This window comes from Lampropedia puyangensis (genome assembly GCF_004833285.1).
Taxonomy (GTDB): Bacteria; Pseudomonadota; Gammaproteobacteria; order Burkholderiales; family Burkholderiaceae_C; genus Lampropedia; species Lampropedia puyangensis.
The window spans coordinates 37,363-58,888 of sequence record NZ_STFG01000015.1; the positions used below are offsets into that span (position 1 = coordinate 37,363).

Below are 21,526 nucleotides of genomic sequence, written 5' to 3' on the forward strand. Positions count from 1 at the left end.
GGAGTGCATAAAGGCATGCCGGGTCTGCAGTCAGTGCTGGTGTGTGATGACGGCCCGATAATATCGGGCTTTGGTCTCTTTGCATTCAACGGGTGGATGCATTTGTCTCATACGTCACAACCGTGATGGGGCTGCGTGTTGGATATGCATGCATGAAGGGGTGTGTATGGGTGTGTATTTCTCGATTGAGGTATAGGTTTTCGTGTCTTTCTCTCAACAAGCGCTGCAGATTTTGCAGCAGGTATTTGGCTATCCACGTTTTCGCGGCTTACAGGCAGATATCGTGGCAGGAGCCATCGCCGGGGACGACGCGCTGGTGCTGATGCCCACGGGTGGTGGCAAATCCTTGTGCTACCAGATTCCGGCGATTGCACGGCGCAGCAATGGGCAGGGATTGACGATTGTGGTTTCTCCCTTGATCGCGTTGATGCACGACCAAGTACGAGCCTTGCAGGAGGTGGGGGTTGCGGCCGATTGTCTGCATTCAGCGCTGGACTATGCTCAGGTTCAGGCCGTGCAGTCACGCGCATGGCGTGGCGAGACTACCTTGCTGTACGCTGCGCCCGAACGGATCACTACTGCTCACTTTCTGGATTTTCTGGACCATTTGGCACAAAAAGGGCAACTGGCTTTGTTTGCCATTGATGAAGCCCATTGTGTTAGCCAGTGGGGGCATGACTTCAGGCCAGAGTACCGCCAACTGGCTTTGCTGCACCAGCGTTATCCGCAGGTGCCCAGAATGGCGTTGACCGCGACGGCAGATGCCATCACGCGCGAAGACATCATTGAGCGCCTGCAACTGCAGCAGGCGCAGGTGTATGTTAGTAGTTTTGACCGCCCCAATATTTGCTACCAAGTGGTGGAGAAGGCGGATCCGCGCAAACAACTGCTGCGGTTTATTGAGGACGAGCACCCTGACGAGGCTGGCATTGTGTACTGCCAAAGCCGTAAAAAAGTTGAAGAAACGGCTGAATGGTTGTTGCAACAGGGCATTAACGCGTTGCCATACCACGCTGGCCTGCCGGCTGATGTGCGCCAGCGCCACCAAGACCGTTTTTTGCGTGAAGAAGGTTTGGTGATGACCGCCACCATTGCTTTTGGCATGGGGATCGACAAGCCGGACGTGCGATTTGTGGCCCATCTGGATATGCCAAAAAACATCGAAGGCTATTACCAGGAAACAGGCCGTGCCGGGCGCGACGGACAAGCCGCAGATGCTTGGATGACCTATGGTTTGGCCGATGTGGTGAACCAGCGCCGCATGATTGATGATCCCCAAAGCCAAGCCAGCGAAGCTTACCGGCAGGTGATGCGGGCCAAACTTGATGCATTGTTGGCCATGGCCGAGACCACTGACTGCAGGCGTGTGCGCTTGCTGGCGTATTTTGGAGAAGACTCATCGCCATGCGGCAATTGTGATAATTGCTTGAACCCCCCTCAGACATGGGACGCCACGCAAGCATCGTTGATGTTTCTCAGTTGCATCTATCGTGTGCAGCAAAAAAGTGACATGCATTTCGGTGCAGGCCATTTGATTGATATTTTGCGCGGCAAACCCACTGACAAAGTGCTGCAGTATGACCACCAGAACCTCAGTACGTTTGGGATTGGGGAGAAGTGGACGCAACAGGAATGGGGGGCTGTGGTGCGGCAGTTGGTTGCCCGTGACGCCATTGTTGCGGATGCCCAGGCTTTTAATACCTTGCGGCTAGGACCCGCAGCCAAAAACTTGTTGGCAGGGCAGGAGCATATTCATCTGCGCCTATCCGAGCGCGCTGAACGTAAAGGGTCTGGCCGCATGCGTCGGATAGCCAAAACTACACCTGCAAACCGCATGCACGTTGATGCACTGGATATGTCGGCGCGCAACCGTTTGGATGCACTCAAGGCCTGGCGGCGAGAGGTTGCCCAGCAAAATCAGTTGCCTGCATATGTCGTCTTTAACGATGCCACGCTGATTGCCATTGCTGCCCAAAACCCGTCTGGACTGGGCGCTTTAAGCCAAATCTCTGGCGTTGGGCAAAAAAAACTGGATGCTTATGGCTCGGAATTGCTCAAAGTCTGTGGCAGTGTCTCGTGATCTGGAGCAAGCCTGATGGTGTCGGTGCTATGCTTGCGACCCATTTCATGGTGAACTGCGCACCGGCTCCCTTGGCTCCCATGCATTTAGCGCATGCAGGCTTTTGTGGCATCGACCGTTTCGGGTATCTCAGAATGCTTTGTCCGTGCAGGCTTTGCCGAGCGAATGTCCCCCGTCTTGCCCAGACGATGTGTTGAACCCCTGTGGGTATTCATGGCTGTTTTCTTGAACAAAAAAAACTCCTGTTTGAGCCTCGCTGCAGGTGGGCGCTCTGAGTTCCCATCGTTTTCCTCTACTGTTGCTTTTTATGTCCCAACACAAAGTTCTTTTTGGTTTCCATGCGGTGTCCGTGCGACTCAAGACAGCTCCTGATTCTGTTATTGAGGTGCTGTTTGATGCTAGCCGCCGCGATGCGCGTATGAAGCAGTTTCTGGCACGAGCCCAAGAGGCACAAGTGCGATTGATTGAAGCCGATGGCATGCGCATTGCCAAGCTGGCTGGTAGCCATGGGCACCAGGGCGTGGCTGCGCGCGTGAAGGAAGTTGCACTGGCCCGCAGTCTCGATGACTTGTTGGATACCTTGAGTGTGCCGCCGTTGTTGTTGGTGTTGGATGGGGTGACCGATCCACATAATTTGGGGGCGTGTTTGCGGGTCGCAGATGGTGCGGGCGCGCATGCGGTGATCGCCCCGAAAGACCATGCAGCAGGGATCAACGCGACCGTTGCGAAGGTGGCCAGCGGTGCTGCAGAAACAGTACCTTATTTCATGGTGACCAATCTGGCCCGCACGCTTGGCGAATTGAAAGAGCGCAATATTTGGGTTATTGGCACTAGCGAAGATGCGCCTAAAACCGTCTACCAAGTTGATATGACGACCCCAACGGCTCTGGTGCTGGGTGCCGAAGGACCAGGCATGCGCCAATTGACCAAAAAAACTTGTGATGAGCTGGTCAACATTCCGATGCAAGGCGCAGTGGAAAGTCTGAACGTATCGGTCGCCAGCGGCGTCTGTTTGTATGAAGCCTTGCGTCAGCGTATTGGCTCTGTCCGGTGAGATAGAGGACATTGATTTCGATACATGAACACAAGTGATATAACAAATATTTGCATTTGTTCTGTGCTTGCACTATGCTTCGCCACTTTCGCGATTTAGCTTAAAAAACAAGCACAACGCCTATCCAAATGGATGCAGCGGCCTTTTTGGGTAATGGGACTTTTCAATTGTCTTTTTATCCAGGTATCTTGCCCCGTGGTTTGTTTTGTGGCGGTTTGGCCGTTCAGCCCGCTTGCAGCTAGGCGCTATTTTTAAACCTACATCGTGCATCCGATCTGCATTATTTCTGCTGACCTGGCCCTGGCTTGGTTGAAAAGTCAGGTGTAAAAAGACTTGGGCGCAGATTTCTGATGATCGACTTTCCTCCTGGTGTTGCGATGGATACAGGTGCTTCGCTTCCTTTGAAGTTCTTGCTGCCCCATTTGGAGCAGGTGATGCAGGCCATGCCCATCGGGGTGTTGTGGACGCAGTTGCCGCAAGGCCAAGTGCTGTTTGCCAACGCAGCATTTGATCAATTGTTCGGATACCCAAAAGGCTATTTTTCCAGCATGGATCAATTGCTGGAGGACACAGTTCGATACGAAAAGCAGCGTGATTTGCTCCGAGACCTTTTGGTGCAAGCGATGGCCGCCAAAGGGGTTAAAGCCACGACCTTGCTTTCCAAGGAAATGGATATCTGGGCGGGCAATGATGAGTTCAAGACTATTTTGCAAAACGGGCAAATTCTGCACGATGAACAGTTGCTCGTGACAACCTATATGGACATCACGTCCATTCGGCAAAATCATCTTCAATTGCGCGAGTATGCTTACAAAGATCCGCTGACGGGGTTGGCCAATCGCCGGGCCTTGAAGGAGTGGTGGGACCGGGAGATTTGGCCTGAGAAACATTCAGTGGCGCTGGTGCTGATTGATTTGGACGGTTTTAAACCTATCAACGATCGTTTGGGGCATACCGCAGGAGATGCGCTGTTGCGCAGGCTTGGCGACCGGTTGCACAAGTCTGTGCGTGAACGTGATCTGGTTTGCCGTTTGGGCGGGGATGAGTTTGTTGTCATGCTGCGCCGACCTGGCAACGCTGACACGGTCGCGGCAGTGTGTGCCCGTATCGCGCAGAACCTGCACAGGGCCATTTTGATTGAGCAAGAAGAACTGCACATTAAAGCCTGCATGGGGGTTTGCCAATTTCCTGAGCAGGCCTTGGATTGGGACTCACTCTTTCAGCGTGCCGATCAGGCCTTGTATGCCGCCAAGGCCAGTGGCAGCGGGACTTTATTGTGGGCGCCAGATCGGCTCGCTCCTGCAATGCCATCTGAGACTGTGGTGGTAAATGCCACGAGTGATGTGGTTGCCGCTAAGGCGCTTTAGAACATGTTAGCCGCGCAGTGCAGCAACGCTCGGGCATCTATGTTGTAAATATTTGGTAAACGACCTGTGTTTTGGTTGCTGCCTGGGTGATTGCCACTATGGTGTTGGCTGTACCTGCTATTGCCGTACTAGAAATCTGCCTTTCGGTACCATTTTTGCATCGTATGCGGTATCGATTCGGTGCACTGACCAGGTCATAGGCGCCGTGGCGCGCATACATGCACTGTACTCAAGGCCTGTTTCAACCCTCGTTTTTCCTCATTTTTGTTGAATGGATAAAGGTCTTCGCCATGCGATCAGTGACCAAGGTGTTTTTGCTGGGGGCCATCGCGCTTGCCGTGTTTGCCGCTTGGTGGCTTCAGCAGCCGCATGGCCAGTTGGCGCTTGCAAAAGCTACAGGTGTCAAAAATTCTGCTGCTCCAGCATCTGTAGCTCCGGTTGCTGCAGCGCCTGCACCTGCCTTAGTGGAGGTGACTCGCGCACGCACGCATGCTGTTCGCGACAGTGTCCAAGCGGTCGGAAACTTGCTTTCTCGACAAAGCACGACTTTACGCCCAGAGGCCAGTGGTCGTGTGGCAGCGTTGCATTTCAAAGATGGGCAACGGGTGCGTAAAGGCCAATTGCTCTTGCAGCTCGATGACCAGCTGGAGCGTGCGCAATTACAGCAGGTTGATGCGGAGCTGGCGCTGGCCAAGGCGCAATTTGAGCGCAACAAAGAGTTGGTTGGCAAAGGGTTCATCAGCCAAGCCGCATTGGATGAGAGTGCCGCGAACCTGAAGGTGACACAAGCACGTCGGGCACTGGCACAGACGCAAGTCAATCGCTTACGCATTACTGCACCTTTTGATGCGGTCGCAGGCATTGGCAATGTCCATGTTGGCGACTACTTGCGTGAGGGCGATACCTTGGTGCAGTTGCAGGACATGGATGTGCTGTATGTAGATTTTCGCTTGCCTGAGCGTCTGAGTGCCTCGTTGCGTTCAGGGCAAACGGTGGCGTTGGAATTTGATGCTTGGCCTACCGAGCGATTCGCGGCTACGGTGATTGCCATTGACCCCTTGATCGACGCCCAAGGTCGCTCCGTGGCATTACGTGCCAGTTTGCCTAATCAGGAGCTGCGCTTGCGTCCGGGCATGTTTGCCCGTGTCAGCCTAACGTTGCAAGAGCGCAACCAAGCTGTGCTGGTGCCTGAACAGGCGATCTTGCCCGATGCGCAAGGCGCGGCCGTTATTCGCCTCAGCCCTTGGGAGGAGGGTGATCAAGCCGGCGGCGATCTGCAACAATTGCCTTCTGACACCGTTTTTCGCAGTGAGCGTGTTGCGGTGGAACTGGGCTTGCGTTTGCCCGGTTGGGTGGAAGTGCTTTCGGGTATTCACGATGGGGATGTGGTAATGGTTGCGGGGCAGCATCGTATCAATCGGTCAGGTCAGCGTGCCAGACTTGCATGGGTGCAAGACAGTGACTTGGTTCCCTTGGCGCCGCCAGGCGCCACGCAGCCTGTCGCACAGGCGTCTGCCGAAGGCCGTCAGGCTGAGGTCGTGCAAGCCTCCGTTACGCAATAACCAGGGGCGTTTGCGATGCAAATCACAGAAGTCTCCATTCGCCGCCCAGTTTTTGCGACTGTCTTATCTCTATTGATTGTGCTGATCGGTTTGGTCAGTTTTTTCAGTTTGACGGTTCGCGAGTATCCGCAAATTGATGAGCCAGTTGTGACGGTGCGTGTGAATTACGCAGGAGCCTCGGCAGAGGTGATTGAAACCCAGGTAGCCAAGCCTTTGGAAGATTCGATCGCAGGCATTGACAGTGTGGATGTGTTGACTTCAATCAGTCGTGCCGAGCAAGCCCAGATATCGGTGCGTTTTCTCATTGAGAAAGACCCAGATACCGCTGCAGCGGAAGTGCGCGACCGCGTTTCACGCGTGCGCAATCGCCTGCCTGATGAAATTGATGAACCTGTGATTGCCAAAGTCGAGGCCGATGCATTCCCAGTTTTGTGGCTGGCTTTCAGCTCCAACCAGCGCAGCCAACTTGAGATCAATGACCTGATGACGCGTATTGCCAAGCCACGCTTGCAAACCGTACCCGGCGTGGCCGATACGCCCATTTATGGTGAACGTCGCTATGCCATGCGTGTATGGCTGGAGCCTCAGCGCCTGGCCGCTTACGGCTTGACGGTCGATGAGGTTGAAAGTGCCATTCGCGCAAACAATTTGGAGTTGCCAGCCGGGCGCATTGAATCTGCCCAGCGCGAGTTCAATGTCGTTTCGCAGACCGATTTGGCCACGGTGGAGCAGTTCTCGAACATCATCGTCAAAACGGTGCAGGGCTATGCTGTACGTCTGCGCGATATTGCGCGTGTGGAGGAAGGGCCAGCCAATCTGCGCAGTCGCGTGCGTTTCAATGGGCAGGACGCGGTGTCTATGGGCATCGTGCGGCAGGCTACAGCCAACCCGCTTGAGGTGGCAGATGGAATCCGTAAACAGTTGGATGTGCTACGCCAAGAGCTGCCAGATGATGTCAGTGTGGATATTGCTAACGACAATTCGGTATTCATTGAGCGCTCTATTGCCAGTGTCTACACAACCATCATGGAAGCCGTGGTGTTGGTGGTATTGGTGATTTTTGTGTTTTTACGCACAGTGCGTGCCTCCATCATTCCAATCATCACCATTCCGGTCAGTTTGATTGGGGCGTTTGCTTTGATGGCCTTGGCTGGTTTTTCAATCAACACCTTGACGCTGCTGGCGATGGTGTTGGCCATCGGCTTGGTGGTGGATGATGCCATTGTGATGTTGGAGAATATTTACAGGCATATCGAAGAAGGCATGGATCCATTTGCCGCAGCCATCACGGGGGCTAAAGAAATTGGCTTTGCCATTGTGGCTATGACCTTGACCTTGGTGGCCGTCTATGCACCATTGGCATTCACACCTGGCCGCACCGGGCGCTTGTTTGCTGAGTTCGCACTGGCTTTGGCTGGCGCTGTTCTGGTGTCAGGCTTTGTCGCTTTGACTTTGTCGCCCATGTTGTGTTCCGTCTTGCTCAAACACAATCCCAAACCAAATCGGTTTGATCGGATGATGGAGCGCGCCCTGACGGGGCTATCTACAGGATATGGACGGCTACTTGAATGGGTGTTGACTGCCAAAGCACCTGGCGCACTGGGGCGCGTGGTGCAAGCGCGGGCCTTGGTGGTGGCTGTGATGTTAGTTTGCGGGGCAATGTTGCTGTGGTTGTATCCGCGCTTGCCTTCTGAATTGGCACCAATGGAAGACCGAGGGACGTTGCAAATCCGCATGACATCGCCCGATGGCGCATCACTGGATTACACCGACCATTACGCCCAGGAGGCGGAGACTTTGGCGAAAAAGTACCCCGAGTTTGATCGCGTGTTTGCCAATATCGGTAACCCATCGGTAGTCAGTGGCAATGTGATTTTGCGTACTGTTGATTGGAGTGAGCGCAGCCGCAGCATTGATGATTTGGCAGGAGAGATTGGCCGCGAGGTTCGCAATATTCCCGGTGTATTCACGATTCTCAACACGCCACCACCGCTTGGCATGAGTTTTAGCTCTAGGCCTTTGCAATACGTCATTCAAACCACGGACAGCTACGAAAACCTCTATGCGGTGGTACAAGAATTCATGCAGGAGATGGATAAACACCCCGCTATAGATAGCGCTGATGTGGATTTGCGCATGAACACACCCGAGTTGCGGATTGAGGTTGACCGCGATCGTGCTGCCGACTTGGGGGTAAGTGCTGCAACGGTGGCGCGGACTTTGGAAACTATGCTTGGCAGCCGTGTGGTGACACGCTACAAAAAAGGTTCTGAGCAATACGATGTGCTGGTGCAACTTGCATCAGGCGATCGCATGACACCTCAGAGTGTGGAGCAGATTTACCTGCGCTCCACTTCAGGAGCCATGGTGCCGTTGTCTGCCGTTGTGACGATGACTGAGACGGCAAGCCCGCGTGAGCTCAACCACTTTGGGCAGCGCCGCTCAGCTACGTTAACCGCACGCATTAACCCTGGCTATTCGTTAGGCGAGGGCTTGGACTATATGGACGAGGTGGCCGCCCGCATTTTGCCTGCAGGCTATTCGACAGATCTGAACGGTACATCGCGTGAATACCGCAGCTCGCAAGGCGCGCTCACCATGGTGTTTGCTTTGGCGCTGGTATTTATCTATCTGGTGCTGGCCGCGCAGTTTGAAAGTTTTGTCGACCCGTTGATCATTATGGTGTCCGTTCCTTTGTCGATGGTTGGGGCCTTATTGGCATTGCGGTTGACGGGCGGTACTTTGAACGTGTATTCACAGATTGGCTTGATCACGTTAGTGGGCTTGATTACCAAGCATGGCATTTTGATTGTTGAGTTTGCCAACCACATGCGCCAGCAAGGTACAGCGAGAGTGCTGGCTGTCATCCAGGCGGCAGAGCAACGCCTGCGCCCTATCTTGATGACAACCGGCGCCATGGTGTTGGGGGCGGTGCCCTTAGCGCTGGCCGAAGGCGCAGGTGCAGAAAGCCGTATTCAAATTGGTTGGGTGATTGTCGGAGGCATGACGGTGGGAACACTGTTGACACTGTTTGTTGTGCCCACGGTTTATCTGTTTTTTGCACGTGAACGTGTTCCAGGGCCGCGCACCGAAAGTGTGCAAGATGTATCGGAACTGTAAATTTTTTCTGTATATTGCTTTACAATTGCAAATAATCGAATGCACGGGTAATCCCCGAAAAAGCCATCCAATAACAAGTGCCACTTTCAGTCCACTTGTTTCGAGCTGCTAGCACAACGTTTGATACGTCGCTGTGAAACCTTATCGTGCTACCCACACGGCCTGCAGTTTTGCACTTTGTGTCAGCCCAAATTTTTGATTTGTTTGGTTGTGTCTAAGCCGCTCTTAATAGCCAAGCATCATTGGCGTATATACGTCTTCCCCACGATGAACCTGGCCTGCTATCTCTACAAGCGGGCTTTCCATTCATTCGAATATAGGGGAAATACGTGCAAAAACACTCTCAATACCGACAGCCATTCATCAACAGCAATAGGGCTGCGCTTGCAAAACTGTCTACGTTGACTTTATTGCTATGCAGTTGTGCTGGGTTGACTGTTGTGGCGCAAACGGTTTCCGAAGAGCCCAAAGCAAGCCAGCCAATGCAGCGTGTGCTGCAGATTCAAAGCGGACCGTTGGAGCCGGCTTTAATCGAGTTTCAGCGATGGAGCGGGCAGCCGATTCAGGCTCCTGCTGAATTACTGCGAGGTCGTCAAACACAAGGTGTCAGTAATGGGCACTCGTTTGAGGCTGCATTGAAGGCGTTGCTGACAGGGACAGGATTGCATGCTCAGCGTGATGAAAAAGGTCAATTGGTTTTACAGCCTGCTGCTTCGCTGGATGTCGCCGCTGATACGGCATTGCCAGAAGTCACGGTGATGGGGTCTAGCCTAGAGACAGACTTGCAAAAATACCCGGGCTCAGTCACGGTGTTGAGCCAAGACGACTTGAGCCGCACCAGCAGTGTGATTGAAGCCATGGCCGCAGTGCCAGGCGTGACAACAGGCGGTGATAGTGGCCGCAGCACAGGTCAGCAGTTCAATATTCGTGGTTTTGGCTACCAATCGGAAGATCGGGTCATCGTTTTGCAAGATGGCGTGCGGCGCTCCACCGCCTTATTTTCCAACCATATATCGACCTTCCGATCAGACAATGATTTGCTCAAACGCGTAGAAATCGTTAAAGGTGCCTCGTCGGTGCAGCACGGCGGTGGTGCCATTGGTGGAGTCGTGGCCATGACCAATAAAGAGGCTAGCGATTTCCTACCCCAAGGCAAAGAGGCGGGCGTGGCAACAAAGCTGCGCTACGAGCACAATAATTATCGCGAGGCATATGCAGCGGCAGCTTATGCGCCAGCAGACAAACCTGTGGAGTTGTTGGCCTATGTCAAGCGTGGTACGACAGGAGATTTGACTATGTCCAGGAACTACGGTCGCAGCGCTTCAGGCGAGGATATTGACAAGGTGGATAACGATGAGGATTTACAGGTCTTGTTTTTGCAAGGGGCGGTTAAGCCTACGCCAGATCAGCGTATCGCACTGTCGTATTACGACTACCAATTGGACAATGAGACCACTTGGCAGACCTTGTACCACTCCAACTACAGCAGCGTAACAGGGCCAGTCAAAGGCAAATTGCGCCAGCGTGATGTGGTAGCTAAATACCACTACAGCGCACCTGATGTGACTTGGTTGAATGTGAATGCTTCAGCCTACCACTCCAAAGCCAATTACGACCGTGGCTATGCATATACCAATACCAATAATGGTGTGTTGACAGACTTGTCTTACGACAACATTGATAAGCGCACTGGACTGCGATTGTCGAATGAGGCATTTTTTCAGAGCGGCGCGCTCAAACACCGCTTGATTGCTGGCATGGATTATGAAAAACGTCGTGAAGATGCGGTGTACCTCCTTAATGGGGAGCTCTCTGATTTTGGATCTATGCCAAATACTTACAAGGATTTAGGGGTGTATGGACACTTGGAATCAACCTTGCTGAATGATCGTCTGGTTGTGCAATTGGGCGGGCGCTATGACCGTTTTGATCGCAGCGTTGACCGCCATGAGGGCGGTTACCGTGGTTCGCATTTTTCTCCGCGCATTGGAGCGAGTCTGGAAGTGGCCTCTGGCTTAAATCTATTGGCCAATTGGTCAGAAGCTTTCCGCGCACCAACTCCGCATGAGACCTCTTCTGAGGGGCCGCTCAATCCGCACTACTGGTATGTCCCCAATCCCGACTTAGACCCAGAGACGATTCGTGAAACCGAGTTCGGTGTCTCTTATACCAAGTACGCATTGCTGACTCCGGGAGATGTGCTTCGCACCAAGCTGATGCTGTTCAATGGCCGCATTCGTGACATGATTGCTTTGAAGGAAACGCGCACTGAAGAGTTGTCCCCTCAAGACTCTCCTTATGCCAGTTATGTAAATATTGATCGGGTCAAACGCCGAGGATTCGAATGGCAAGGCGCTTACGAGCGCAGTCTTTTTGGTTTTGGCGCAAGCTATGCACATTTGAAACAAACCAATCAGGCCACTGGTTTGAATACGCCGCAATCATTTGCTGATAAGTTGGCGCTCAACGGATATGTGCGTCCTGCACACGGATTAAAGTTGGGCGCAGAGGTTACCCATTGGCGCAAACCCAAACAAAATCCGCAAACTATTCGCAGTGGGGGGACGACCTATTGGTATGTCCGTGATGATTTCACTATCACCAATGTATTTGCAGACTGGACTCCCAATCCTGCGGGGCAGGGGGCATTTGGACGTGATTTCAGTATTCGCTTTGGGGTGAATAATCTGTTTGACGCCACTTATATCAATGCCCGTGATGTCGAGACGACTGGACGCATTGGTAAAGGCCGAAATGTGTATTTGAGTATGCAAACCCGCTTCTGATAGCGCAATAACTGTTTTTCTTGAGCAGGCGGCTTGCTCAGGAGTGCATGAAAAATCCCCGGTCAGAGTGATCTATGCCGGGGATGCTGCGTTTGGTTAATCGCTTTTACGATTCAAGGCGTAACCGTTTATGGTGCCTTTGGTGGCAGAGGCTTGAGTACGATGGTTTGCGGGAATTCCAAACCGCGTTCGGTGGCCAGCCACTGCATGTCGGTGTAGGCGATTTCTTTGTACAGTTCCACAGAGCCTGCACTCAGTGGCCATGTTACGTAGTTGTACCATTGCTCCCATTCGCTTGATGCGGAGTCCATGATGTCTTCTTCTGTGATTTGATCCATGAATTGCACGAGTGCTTCGCCAGCAAATCCAAAATACATCAATGGTGCAACCGCAGGGGCAGTGGCTTTGATGATGTGCTCCAACTCGGTTTTGGATTCTTCGCCAACACCAATGGCCACGGCCTTGTCGCCCATGATGGCCCAAATCGATTTGTCATCACCTGTCATGGATGCGGTGGTTTCACCTTCGAGTTGTTTAGCTGGGCCACCTGGGACGAGCCCGAGCTTGGCCAACTCAGGGACAAAGCCTTGCACCATGCCAATTAAGCCCGACGGGTTGGGGGATGCGACCAGCAAGGTTCCTGCAAAGTCCTGACCATTGATGTCGAGTTTGGAGAAGTTCAGACGAATGCCTTGAACCCAGTTGGCTACGCTGTAGAGGCCTGCAACCCCTTTGTGGGCTTCTGCTGCCAGATCATTCAGCGGGGTTAGTCCTTCGCATTGGTAGGGCTGGGTTACGATCGAAGCGGCTTGCTTTTGCAAAAAGGCTGCCGCGGCATTGAGATTCAAACTGGCACCCATTACCATTTGGCCGCGTTGCGAGGCATCAAGCCCTTGAACAGGCGCTGGCAAGGCGGTCAACTCTTTGGCTAGAGTGGGCTCGAGTTCCCAGATGGCATTGAATTTCAGGTCTGGTTTGACCAGTTCGGTACCCCCCGCAACGATGCGGGGCGCCTTTGCCACGATGCTTTGCAGCTCCGCAGTGCAAGTTGCATCCAGTGTGATGTCATTTTCTTCGAGCGCATTGGTAATCCAGGGCAGCGTGTGTTCTTTATCTGTGATGCGCTGGAGTACGCGCTGCAAATCGATATAGCCAGAGGCCATACCCGATTGGAAGCCATATTGTTTGTTGATGGTGTCAAGCGCGCCAGAATCCAAGGCCGATTGCTTTGGCTTGTCTACGCCCAATTGCGCAATCAGCGGGGTGTCCGCACGTTGTGCATCAGCAGTCAAAACCAAGTGGTTGCCGACCACTGCGGCTACAAAGCGAGGTGAGAGGATTTGCTCTGCGTTTACTGGCGTGATCGCGTGCCAGAACGCTTGACCGTTGATTTCGGATTTACCAAACGGTACACCGGCTTTTTGCTCAGCTTCCGCCATGAAAGCTTCAAAGCGTTGTTTATCACCAAGTTCCAGCCGCAAAACGGGCAATGCATTGACTTCATACAACGCCATGCGTGCATTGATGTTGATGCCGATAGCGGACCAACCTTCTGGTTGGCTGAGCTTTTCTTCCAACACGCTGAGCAAGGCATCTGTACGCTTTTGTGTATCGCTATCTTCTATCGCCTCGTCGCTGATTTCTTGTGCACGTTTGAGGCTTTGCACGAAGCCGTCGCGCAGTTGGTTGAACCAGCGTGTATTGAGTTCAGCGTATTCTTTTGGAGGCGCACTCAAGTTGCCAAAAACAAACGCACTGTCGGCTGGTGCATAAGCCAGTGGTGATTGGGTCTTTCCACCTTGCCCGTTCAAATTGGCGCAGCCAGCAAGGGCCAGTGCCAGGACGAGAGCCGTCGGTTTTGCAATGTGTCGCATAGGTGTTCCTCCAAGATTTAATGTCTATCTATTGATGTGAAATGAGTCAACGCAAGTGTTGCTTAACCTGCCAATATAACAAAAGGCTTGGCAGCGGGCTGCTTTTGCGCCGCAGTCGTAAATCCTTGCGCGACAAAGAAAAAAACCATTTGAACGTCGCAGTAGCAGGGCTGCCGCTTCAACGTTCAAATGGTCTGGTACTGATGATTATTTCAGCGTCATCACTTGGTTCATTTCCAAACCACGATCAGTCAATGTGTAGTTCATGCTGACAAAGTCCACGGACTTGTAAAAGTCCAGCGCACTCTTGATGAGCGGCCAAACCACATAATTGGCACGGGCTTCTTCATCACTGTTGGCGGCATTGCTGAGCGTTTCTTCATCCACGTTGCCAGCCAGTTTGAGATAGCTTTCTCCGCTGAAGCCGTAGTAGAGCAAGGGTTCAGGAGTAGCTGGGCTGGCTTTGATGGCGGACTCTACTGCTGCAGGGGTGTCAGAACCAATGCCAAGTCCAATGGTTTTGTCGTTCATGGCGACCCACAACTTGTTCTCAGCACCGACAACGCTGCTGGCCATGGCAGATTGCAATTCTTTGGCTTTGCCATCAGGTGTTAGGCCCAGTTGCGCCAATTCAGGCAGGAAGCCTTGTGCCATGCCAATCAAGCCCATCGGATTAGGTGAGGCCAAGACGATAGTGCCTTTGAATTTCTGGTTTTCGATATCGAGTTCGCTCAGGCTGGCACGCAAGCCGGTCAACCAACCCGACGCAGCATACAGACCGGCCAGGTTTTGGGTGACTTCGGCCATTTGCTCGTTGAGTGGTTGGAGCAATTCGCATTGGAAAGGGGCCGCTTGCACTGCTGTGGCTTGGGCTTGCACAAAGCCTGCAAGCTGGTCAATTTTCAAGCTCATGCCAAACTCAATGCCGCTCTTGTCACTGCCCAGACCGGGTACAGGCGCAGTGATTTTTTGCAACTCACCAGCAAGCTTGCTTTCTACTTCTAAAACACCGCCCATGGCCACTTTTTTGCCAGTCATTTCTTTGGCGCCTAGAACGAAGCGTGGTGTTTTGGCAGCCAAGCTGTCGAACTCCGAGCGGCAAACTTCGCTGAGCGTTTGGTTGTCTGCTTGCAGTTGTTTGCTCAACCAGGTTGATTTACCCGCCGCAGGTGCCAGCAAAGCCAGAGTACGGCGCAGATCCAGAACACCTGTGCCTGCATAGTTTTGATAGCCGTATTGCTTGTTAATGGCTTGCAACTCACCAGAGGAAACAATGGATTGCGCAGGACGCTCAATACCAAGCAGTTGTGCCAGAGGCAGTTCAGCCACTTGGGGGTCAAAGGCAAGCACCAAGTGTTTGCCAGCGATGGCAGCCACTAGTCGTGGATTCAGTGGTGTGGCACTGTCAACTTCTTTGGCTTGCTTGTCCAATGGCAAGAACCAGTAGGCTTGGCCATTGAGATCGCCCACAGGCAGTTTTTCGCCGGCACGTGTTTCAACTTCGCTGACAAAGGTTTTAAAGAGCTCAGGATCTGCCAGTTCGAGGCGGATGACCGGTGCGCCAGCCACTTCGTATGCTGCTTGCAGGCCATTCAAGTTAATGCCCATGCTGGCTAAGGTATCAGGCTTTTGCAGGCGCTCTTTGAAGAGGTCAATGAGTGCATTGACTTTGGCTTGTTCTTCTGGGCCGATTTCGTTGGCTGCGACTTCTTTGGCGCGATCCAGAGACTGGATGAAGCCCAGTTTCATATTGTCCAGAGCAGGAGCTAGCGCGTCGATATAGGCTTTGGGCGCTGGTTCAAAATTGCCCAGAGCAAAAGCAGTTTCGGCTGGTGCAAATGCAAGCGGCAAGTCGGCTTTGGGGGCTGCTTCTTTCGTGGATGGTGCCGGTTCATCTTTGTTGGAGCAGGCTCCTAAGGCAAGCGCGACGGCCAAGAAGAGAGCGGTTTTTTTCATGGTTTCTCCAGATTAAATAGCAAGAATCAAATGGTGAGATTTGGCAAGGGGCCCTTTGTTGGGAGGGCTCGATATTCATGGTCAATCCAATTACAACGGCACTGACGATAGGGCAGTTGACATGCCCTTAACTAAACCCGGCAGTGCACCGCGCAGAACAGGCCTGGAAGAATTCTCATCTAGGGCTCGATCAGTCAGTGGAGTGGCTTGGTGCATTTGAATGGAAAATTTATGTTGTCAACCTGAGTTGGTGTATCCATACAGCACTTGCTATTGCCAGTGTTCAGTAGCTATGACGGGGCACTATTGCTCGTGCCTTTGAGACGAAGAGATAAGGCAAAGTGTTTGTTCCGTTAATCGGAGGCTGGTGGTTAAACACAAAGCCGCAATTTCCTCCTCAAATGCACTCTTATTGCCGCGCTTTAATTGTCCATGCCATTGGGACTGACCCAAAGCGGTGCATATCATACTGGAGCAATGCGCGATGCCCTTGTGTTTATGCATGCGGATGTCTCCAATGGTCTGCTACTTTAGTAGGGGGGCGGTTGACTGTGGTGTGAGCGTGATGACCAGAGGGTTTGCCATGAATTTGCGTTCATGATGACACCAGAGCCAACATCCCCCCCTTACAATAAGCGGCATTGGCATCTAGTCTGTTGTGCCTACAACGAAATTTGGAATGACTTCTTCAGCCTTAGTCCCCACGCAGGGAACCGATAAAGCCGACCGCATTGCCGAGGTGAACCGACATACCGCAGAGACGCGTATCCATGTCCGGGTGAACCTTGATGGCAGTGGTGTAGCCAATTTACATACAGGTATCGGTTTTTTTGACCATATGCTGGATCAGATAGCCCGCCATGGCCTGATTGATCTGGATGTGCATTGTGAGGGCGACTTGCATATTGACGGCCACCATACCGTCGAGGATGTTGGCATCACCATCGGACAAGCCATTGCACAAGCCGTTGGGGATAAGAAGGGCCTTCGCCGCTACGGCCATGCTTATGTGCCATTGGATGAAGCGCTCAGTCGTGCGGTGATTGACTTGTCTGGCCGCCCAGGACTGTCTTTCGATATTGCCTTCACCAGTGGCATGGTGGGGCAGTTCGATACGCAATTGACCTACGAGTTTTTCCAAGGTTTTGCCAACCATGCATTGGCTACGGTCCACATTGATAACCTCAAAGGCATCAATGCACACCACCAGGCCGAAACCGCTTTTAAGGCCTTCGGCAGGGCGCTGCGCATGGCTATTGAGCGTGATCCGCGGATGGTGGGAATTATCCCCTCCACCAAAGGTGTGCTTTGATCCCCAACGCAATGCGTGATGATGCCGGATTGTTTGGCACGATGCATGCGTTGTGATGCCTAGCTCTCACGGTTTTTTGATGCTGTCGTAGGCGGTGTCTCTTACTGCTTTTTTTCATTTTTGAATGTGCCCATGACTGCTCGCCATACCCTTGCTGTTGTTGACTATGGCTCAGGCAACTTGCGCTCTGTCTGGCAGGCTGCGTGTCATGCTGCTTTGGACTCCGATTGGAACGTGGTGTTGACCCACGATGCGCAGGTGATCGAGCAAGCCAGTCGCGTGATATTGCCGGGGCAAGGGGCCATGGCCGATTGCATGCGCGAGTTACGCGAATCGGGCATGTTGGAGCCAGTGCTTCGTGCGGCTGCTTCCAAGCCTTTATTTGGCGTGTGCGTGGGCATGCAAATGCTGTTAGAGCACAGCGAAGAAGGGGATACCCCATCGCTTGGGCTCATTGGAGGGCAGGTTAAACGCTTTCAACTTGAAGGTCGCTTGCAGGCCGATGGCAGCCGCTACAAAATCCCGCAAATGGGCTGGAACCGTGTCACACGTCCTGATAGCCGCCCAGAGCATGCTATGTGGCGCGGCATTCCTGATGGCAGTTGGTATTACTTTGTGCACAGCTACTATGCCGAACTGACCGATCAGAGTCACTGTGTTGGCGAGACTGAGTATGGCGCGCCGTTTGCTTGCGCAATTGCGCGAGATAATCTTTTTGCGACGCAATTTCACCCTGAGAAAAGTGCAGATCAGGGCATTGCGCTCTACCGTAATTTTTTGAGCTGGAATCCGTAGCACACGCCTGTGTGTTAATGGATATTTTCTTTAACCCCCATGCGTACCTGTTGTACGCTGCAAATATTTTTGACCGACCATGCTGTTGATCCCTGCCATTGACCTTAAAGACGGGCATTGCGTGCGCCTTGTGCAAGGCGATATGGACCAATCCACGACCTTTGGTGAAGAGCCCGCGCTGGTGGCCCAACGTTGGCTTGACGAGGGCGCACGGCGTCTGCATTTGGTTGATCTCAATGGCGCCTTTGCGGGAAAGCCCAAGAATCTGACTGCCATTAAGTCGATTTTGAAAGAAGTCGATGGTGAAATTCCTGTGCAGTTGGGGGGCGGGATTCGTGATCTGGATACCATTGAACAATACATTGATGCCGGTATCCGCTATGTGATTATTGGTACAGCCGCAGTCAAGAACCCTGGTTTCCTGCGTGATGCATGCAGTGCATTTGGCGGTCACATCATTGTGGGGATTGATGCCAAGGATGGCAAAGTAGCCACCGATGGTTGGGCTAAGGTCTCCAATGTCGAGGCGATTGATTTGGCTAAGAAATTTGAGGACTACGGTGTGGAGTCGATCATTTATACCGATATTGGGCGTGATGGCATGCTCAGCGGTATCAATGTCGATGCAACAGTGCGCTTGGCGCAAGCCGTTGAGATCCCGATCATTGCCAGCGGCGGCCTCAAAGATATTCACGACATTGAGCAACTGGTTGCCGTTGCCGATGAAGGCATTGAAGGCGTGATTTGCGGTAAAGCCATTTACACGGGCGGTTTGGATTTTGCCAGTGCGCAAGACCGCGCAGATGAATTGACCGACGCAGCCTGATGGCATTGAAGCCCACCTCCTCAGCGAGCACTGTGGTCCCTTGGTGTGATTTTCATGGCCAGCCAGCGGTACGTTTGGTTGCGTCTTGGGGTGATTGTGTCACTGTCTTGCAGCAAGGCGGGCAGGTGGTGTCTTGGATGACTGCAGACGGGCGAGAGCAGTTGTATTTGAGCCCGCAGGCGCGCTGGAATGGGCAAGATGCCATTCGTGGCGGGGTGCCGATTTGCTTTCCGCAATTCAACCAGCGTGGCCCGTTGATAAAGCATGGTTTTGCGCGCCATCTGCCTTGGCAATGTGTCTCTGTCAATGAAAGCCAGATCAGCTTTGTGCTCGCTGATGGTGCATTGACACGGCGTTTATGGCCGCATGCTTTTCGTGTGGAACTGGCCGTCGAACTCAGCCCTGGTGCATTGCGTTTGCAGTTGCAGGTGCAGAACACCGATACACAGCCATGGGCTTTTACCGCAGCGTTGCATACCTATGTGCAGGTGCCGGACGTCGTGCAAGTGCATCTGATGGGCTTGCATGGGGCGCAGCGTTGGGATGCCGTACGCGATGTGCATGGCATTCAAGAGGGGGCTGCGCGATTCGGGCAAGAGTTCGACTGCGTGTTTCAATCCCAACCTGAGCAGGTGCTGCGGTTGCTTATGGATGGCGCGCCGTCTGATGCTCCTCGTTCGTTATTGGACATCACCCAAAGCGTCAGTTGTCCACAAACCGTTGTGTGGAATCCTGGTCCGCGTTTGGGGGCGCGCTTGAATGATATGCCCGATGATGGTTGGCGCCATATGCTGTGTATTGAGGCTGCTTGCATTGATGCACCCGTGACGCTAGCCCCCACGCAGCGCTGGCAGGCATGGCAAACTTTGCGCTGTCGTGCATGACATGTGTCACATGCCCGTGTTTGCCCTTTTTAGCGGGCAGAGCAATACGGGCTGGCGCTTCTCCTTTATTTGAATTGAACAGGAAATACTATGCTGGCAAAACGCATCATTCCATGCCTTGATGTGACGGGCGGGCGGGTGGTCAAAGGTGTCAATTTTGTGGAGCTGCGCGATGCCGGCGATCCGGTGGAAATTGCAGCCCGTTACAACGAGCAAGGCGCTGATGAGTTGACTTTTTTGGACATCACGGCCACCAGTGATGGTCGTGATTTGATCTTGCCGATCATTGAGTCGGTAGCATCCCAGGTCTTCATCCCCCTGACCGTGGGGGGCGGGGTACGTACAGTAGCCGATGTGCGGCGCTTGCTCAATGCGGGGGCGGACAAGACCAGTTTCAACTCCGCTGCCATTGCCAATCCTGACGTCATCAGCGAAGCCTCTGGCAAGTATGGTTCGCAATGTATTGTCGTGGCGATTGATGCCAAGCGTCGCAGTGTCGAGGCAGAGCAGGTGTTGGATGCGCAAGGCCAGCCCGTTGGGCCAGGCTGGAATGTATTTAGCCATGGCGGGCGTAAAGATACTGGTTTGGATGTATTGCAATGGGCCAAGGATATGGCGCAGCGTGGGGCTGGTGAGTTGTTACTCACGAGCATGGATAAAGATGGCACGAAGAGCGGTTTTGATTTGGAACTCACACGAGCTGTTAGTGATTCGGTCTCCGTGCCGGTGATCGCGTCCGGTGGTGTGGGCACTTTGGAGCATATGGCTGACGGCATTACCAAAGGTGGCGCAGATGCGGTGTTGGCGGCAAGCATTTTCCATTTTGGTACGTTCACTGTTGCGCAGACCAAGCAATACATGGCCGAGCGTGGTATTGCTGTGCGGCTGTAAGCGGGCTTGCAATGTATTCGCACGCATGGTGAATGTTTCGTTCATGAGACTGACGTTGAACTTTTGATCAAACGGGGGTGACAGAGATGGCAAATGATGAAGTGCAATGGCTGGAGGCCGTTCGCTGGGACGATAGAGGCTTGGTGCCCGTTATTGCGCAAGAGAAAGACACTGGCGATGTATTGATGTTCGCTTGGATGAACCGCGAGGCGCTAGCGCAAACGGCAGCCAAAGGGCAGGCTGTGTATTTCAGCCGTTCGCGCGGCAAGCTTTGGCACAAAGGCGAAGAGTCTGGGCACTTTCAGACCGTGCATGAAATTCGGCTCGATTGCGATAACGATGTGGTGTTGCTCAGCATCACCCAGCACGGACATAACCCGTCGATTGCTTGCCACACTGGACGCCACAGCTGTTTTTACCAACGCTTAGAGGGGCAGCAGTGGCAGGCCGTGACGCCGGTGCTGAAAGACCCTCAGTCCATTTATGAAAAATAAGAAAGCGAGCGCATGCGATGAGTGAAGCTACCCCGTCGTCTTCTACTTCCCCGTCGATCTCTGCAGATGCGCTGCTGGCGCATTTGACCCAAGTGTTGGAGTCCCGCAAGCCTGAGCGAGGAGGAGATCCTGCCAGTAGCTATGCCGCCAAACTGTTGGCTGCAGGCAAAGCGCCAGATTCCTTTTTGAAAAAAATTGGTGAAGAAGCCGCAGAAGTGGTGATGGCCGCTAAGGATGTGCAGTTTGGCCATAAAGAGCGTGATGCGCTGGTCTACGAAATCGCTGATTTATGGTTTCACTCGCTCGTGGCCTTGGCGCATTTTGATTTGAGTGCGGAGGATGTCATTCGCGAATTGGCGCGCCGTGAAGGCGTCAGCGGCTTACAGGAGAAGGCTGCGAGACCGCAGAATTGACGTGTGCTGTGTGCACGCATGAAAAAGCCTCTACAGTACGAAACGGGCAGAGGCTTTTTTATATGCAAATTTTTTGGCGCTGTCGCCAATGGTTGTTTGAAGGCGCCATGGC

At 53.1% G+C, this 21,526-nt stretch carries 15 protein-coding genes; 13 read left to right on the forward strand and 2 right to left on the reverse strand.

Translation table 11 applies throughout. The features are described 5' to 3' along the window. Nucleotides 1-202 precede the first annotated feature (202 nt). From recQ to E9531_RS12745, 6 genes are all read left to right on the forward strand, one after another. Complete coding sequence (gene recQ, locus E9531_RS12720; RefSeq protein ID WP_211343434.1) at nt 203-2,080, forward strand: DNA helicase RecQ; 1,878 nt, start codon at nt 203-205, stop codon at nt 2,078-2,080. Between the two features lie 307 nt (nt 2,081-2,387). Further along, a complete protein-coding gene (gene rlmB, locus E9531_RS12725) occupies nt 2,388-3,134 on the forward strand; it encodes a 23S rRNA (guanosine(2251)-2'-O)-methyltransferase RlmB (RefSeq protein ID WP_136574148.1) in 747 nt (248 codons plus the stop codon). A gap of 350 nt (nt 3,135-3,484) precedes the next feature. Beyond that, the gene (locus tag E9531_RS12730) at nt 3,485-4,501 is read left to right on the forward strand and encodes a GGDEF domain-containing protein (protein ID WP_136574149.1); all 1,017 of its coding nucleotides are present in this window, start codon (nt 3,485-3,487) and stop codon (nt 4,499-4,501) included. A 290-nt stretch (nt 4,502-4,791) separates the two neighbouring features. Then, nucleotides 4,792-6,063 carry an efflux RND transporter periplasmic adaptor subunit gene (locus E9531_RS12735; protein WP_158291781.1) on the forward strand — a complete coding sequence of 424 codons (1,272 nt, stop codon included), beginning with the start codon at nt 4,792-4,794 and terminating at the stop codon, nt 6,061-6,063. Nucleotides 6,064-6,078: 15 nt separating this feature from the next. Further along, a complete protein-coding gene (locus E9531_RS12740) occupies nt 6,079-9,183 on the forward strand; it encodes an efflux RND transporter permease subunit (RefSeq protein WP_136574151.1) in 3,105 nt (1,034 codons plus the stop codon). A 329-nt stretch (nt 9,184-9,512) separates the two neighbouring features. Beyond that, on the forward strand, nt 9,513-11,969 hold the full coding sequence (locus E9531_RS12745) for a TonB-dependent receptor (protein ID WP_136574152.1): 2,457 nt from the start codon (nt 9,513-9,515) through the stop codon (nt 11,967-11,969). Nucleotides 11,970-12,097: 128 nt separating this feature from the next. Here the strand turns inward: E9531_RS12745 and E9531_RS12750 are convergent, their stop codons facing one another. Both E9531_RS12750 and E9531_RS12755 read right to left on the reverse strand, forming a co-directional pair. After that, complete coding sequence (locus E9531_RS12750; RefSeq protein WP_136574153.1) at nt 12,098-13,843, reverse strand: hypothetical protein; 1,746 nt, start codon at nt 13,841-13,843, stop codon at nt 12,098-12,100. Between the two features lie 207 nt (nt 13,844-14,050). After that, nucleotides 14,051-15,799 carry a hypothetical protein gene (locus E9531_RS12755; protein ID WP_136574154.1) on the reverse strand — a complete coding sequence of 583 codons (1,749 nt, stop codon included), beginning with the start codon at nt 15,797-15,799 and terminating at the stop codon, nt 14,051-14,053. A gap of 679 nt (nt 15,800-16,478) precedes the next feature. Here E9531_RS12755 and hisB point away from each other — a divergent pair. From hisB to E9531_RS12790, 7 genes are all read left to right on the forward strand, one after another. Continuing rightward, nucleotides 16,479-17,111: an imidazoleglycerol-phosphate dehydratase HisB gene (gene hisB, locus E9531_RS12760; RefSeq protein ID WP_136574155.1), complete on the forward strand. Its 633-nt coding sequence runs from the start codon at nt 16,479-16,481 to the stop codon at nt 17,109-17,111. A 132-nt stretch (nt 17,112-17,243) separates the two neighbouring features. After that, entirely contained in the window at nt 17,244-17,906 is a 663-nt protein-coding gene (gene hisH, locus E9531_RS12765; protein ID WP_136574156.1) for an imidazole glycerol phosphate synthase subunit HisH, read from the forward strand. A 79-nt stretch (nt 17,907-17,985) separates the two neighbouring features. Continuing rightward, a complete protein-coding gene (hisA, locus tag E9531_RS12770; RefSeq protein WP_136574157.1) occupies nt 17,986-18,732 on the forward strand; it encodes a 1-(5-phosphoribosyl)-5-[(5-phosphoribosylamino)methylideneamino]imidazole-4-carboxamide isomerase in 747 nt (248 codons plus the stop codon). Beyond that, the gene (locus E9531_RS12775; RefSeq protein WP_136574158.1) at nt 18,732-19,616 is read left to right on the forward strand and encodes a D-hexose-6-phosphate mutarotase; all 885 of its coding nucleotides are present in this window, start codon (nt 18,732-18,734) and stop codon (nt 19,614-19,616) included. The genes hisA and E9531_RS12775 overlap by 1 nt, the downstream gene beginning before the upstream one ends. 90 nt (nt 19,617-19,706) lie before the next feature. Continuing rightward, nucleotides 19,707-20,507: an imidazole glycerol phosphate synthase subunit HisF gene (hisF, locus tag E9531_RS12780; protein WP_136574159.1), complete on the forward strand. Its 801-nt coding sequence runs from the start codon at nt 19,707-19,709 to the stop codon at nt 20,505-20,507. A gap of 101 nt (nt 20,508-20,608) precedes the next feature. After that, nucleotides 20,609-21,001: a phosphoribosyl-AMP cyclohydrolase gene (hisI, locus tag E9531_RS12785; RefSeq protein WP_136574192.1), complete on the forward strand. Its 393-nt coding sequence runs from the start codon at nt 20,609-20,611 to the stop codon at nt 20,999-21,001. A gap of 17 nt (nt 21,002-21,018) precedes the next feature. Then, nucleotides 21,019-21,414: a phosphoribosyl-ATP diphosphatase gene (locus E9531_RS12790; RefSeq protein ID WP_136574160.1), complete on the forward strand. Its 396-nt coding sequence runs from the start codon at nt 21,019-21,021 to the stop codon at nt 21,412-21,414. Nucleotides 21,415-21,526 lie beyond the last annotated feature (112 nt).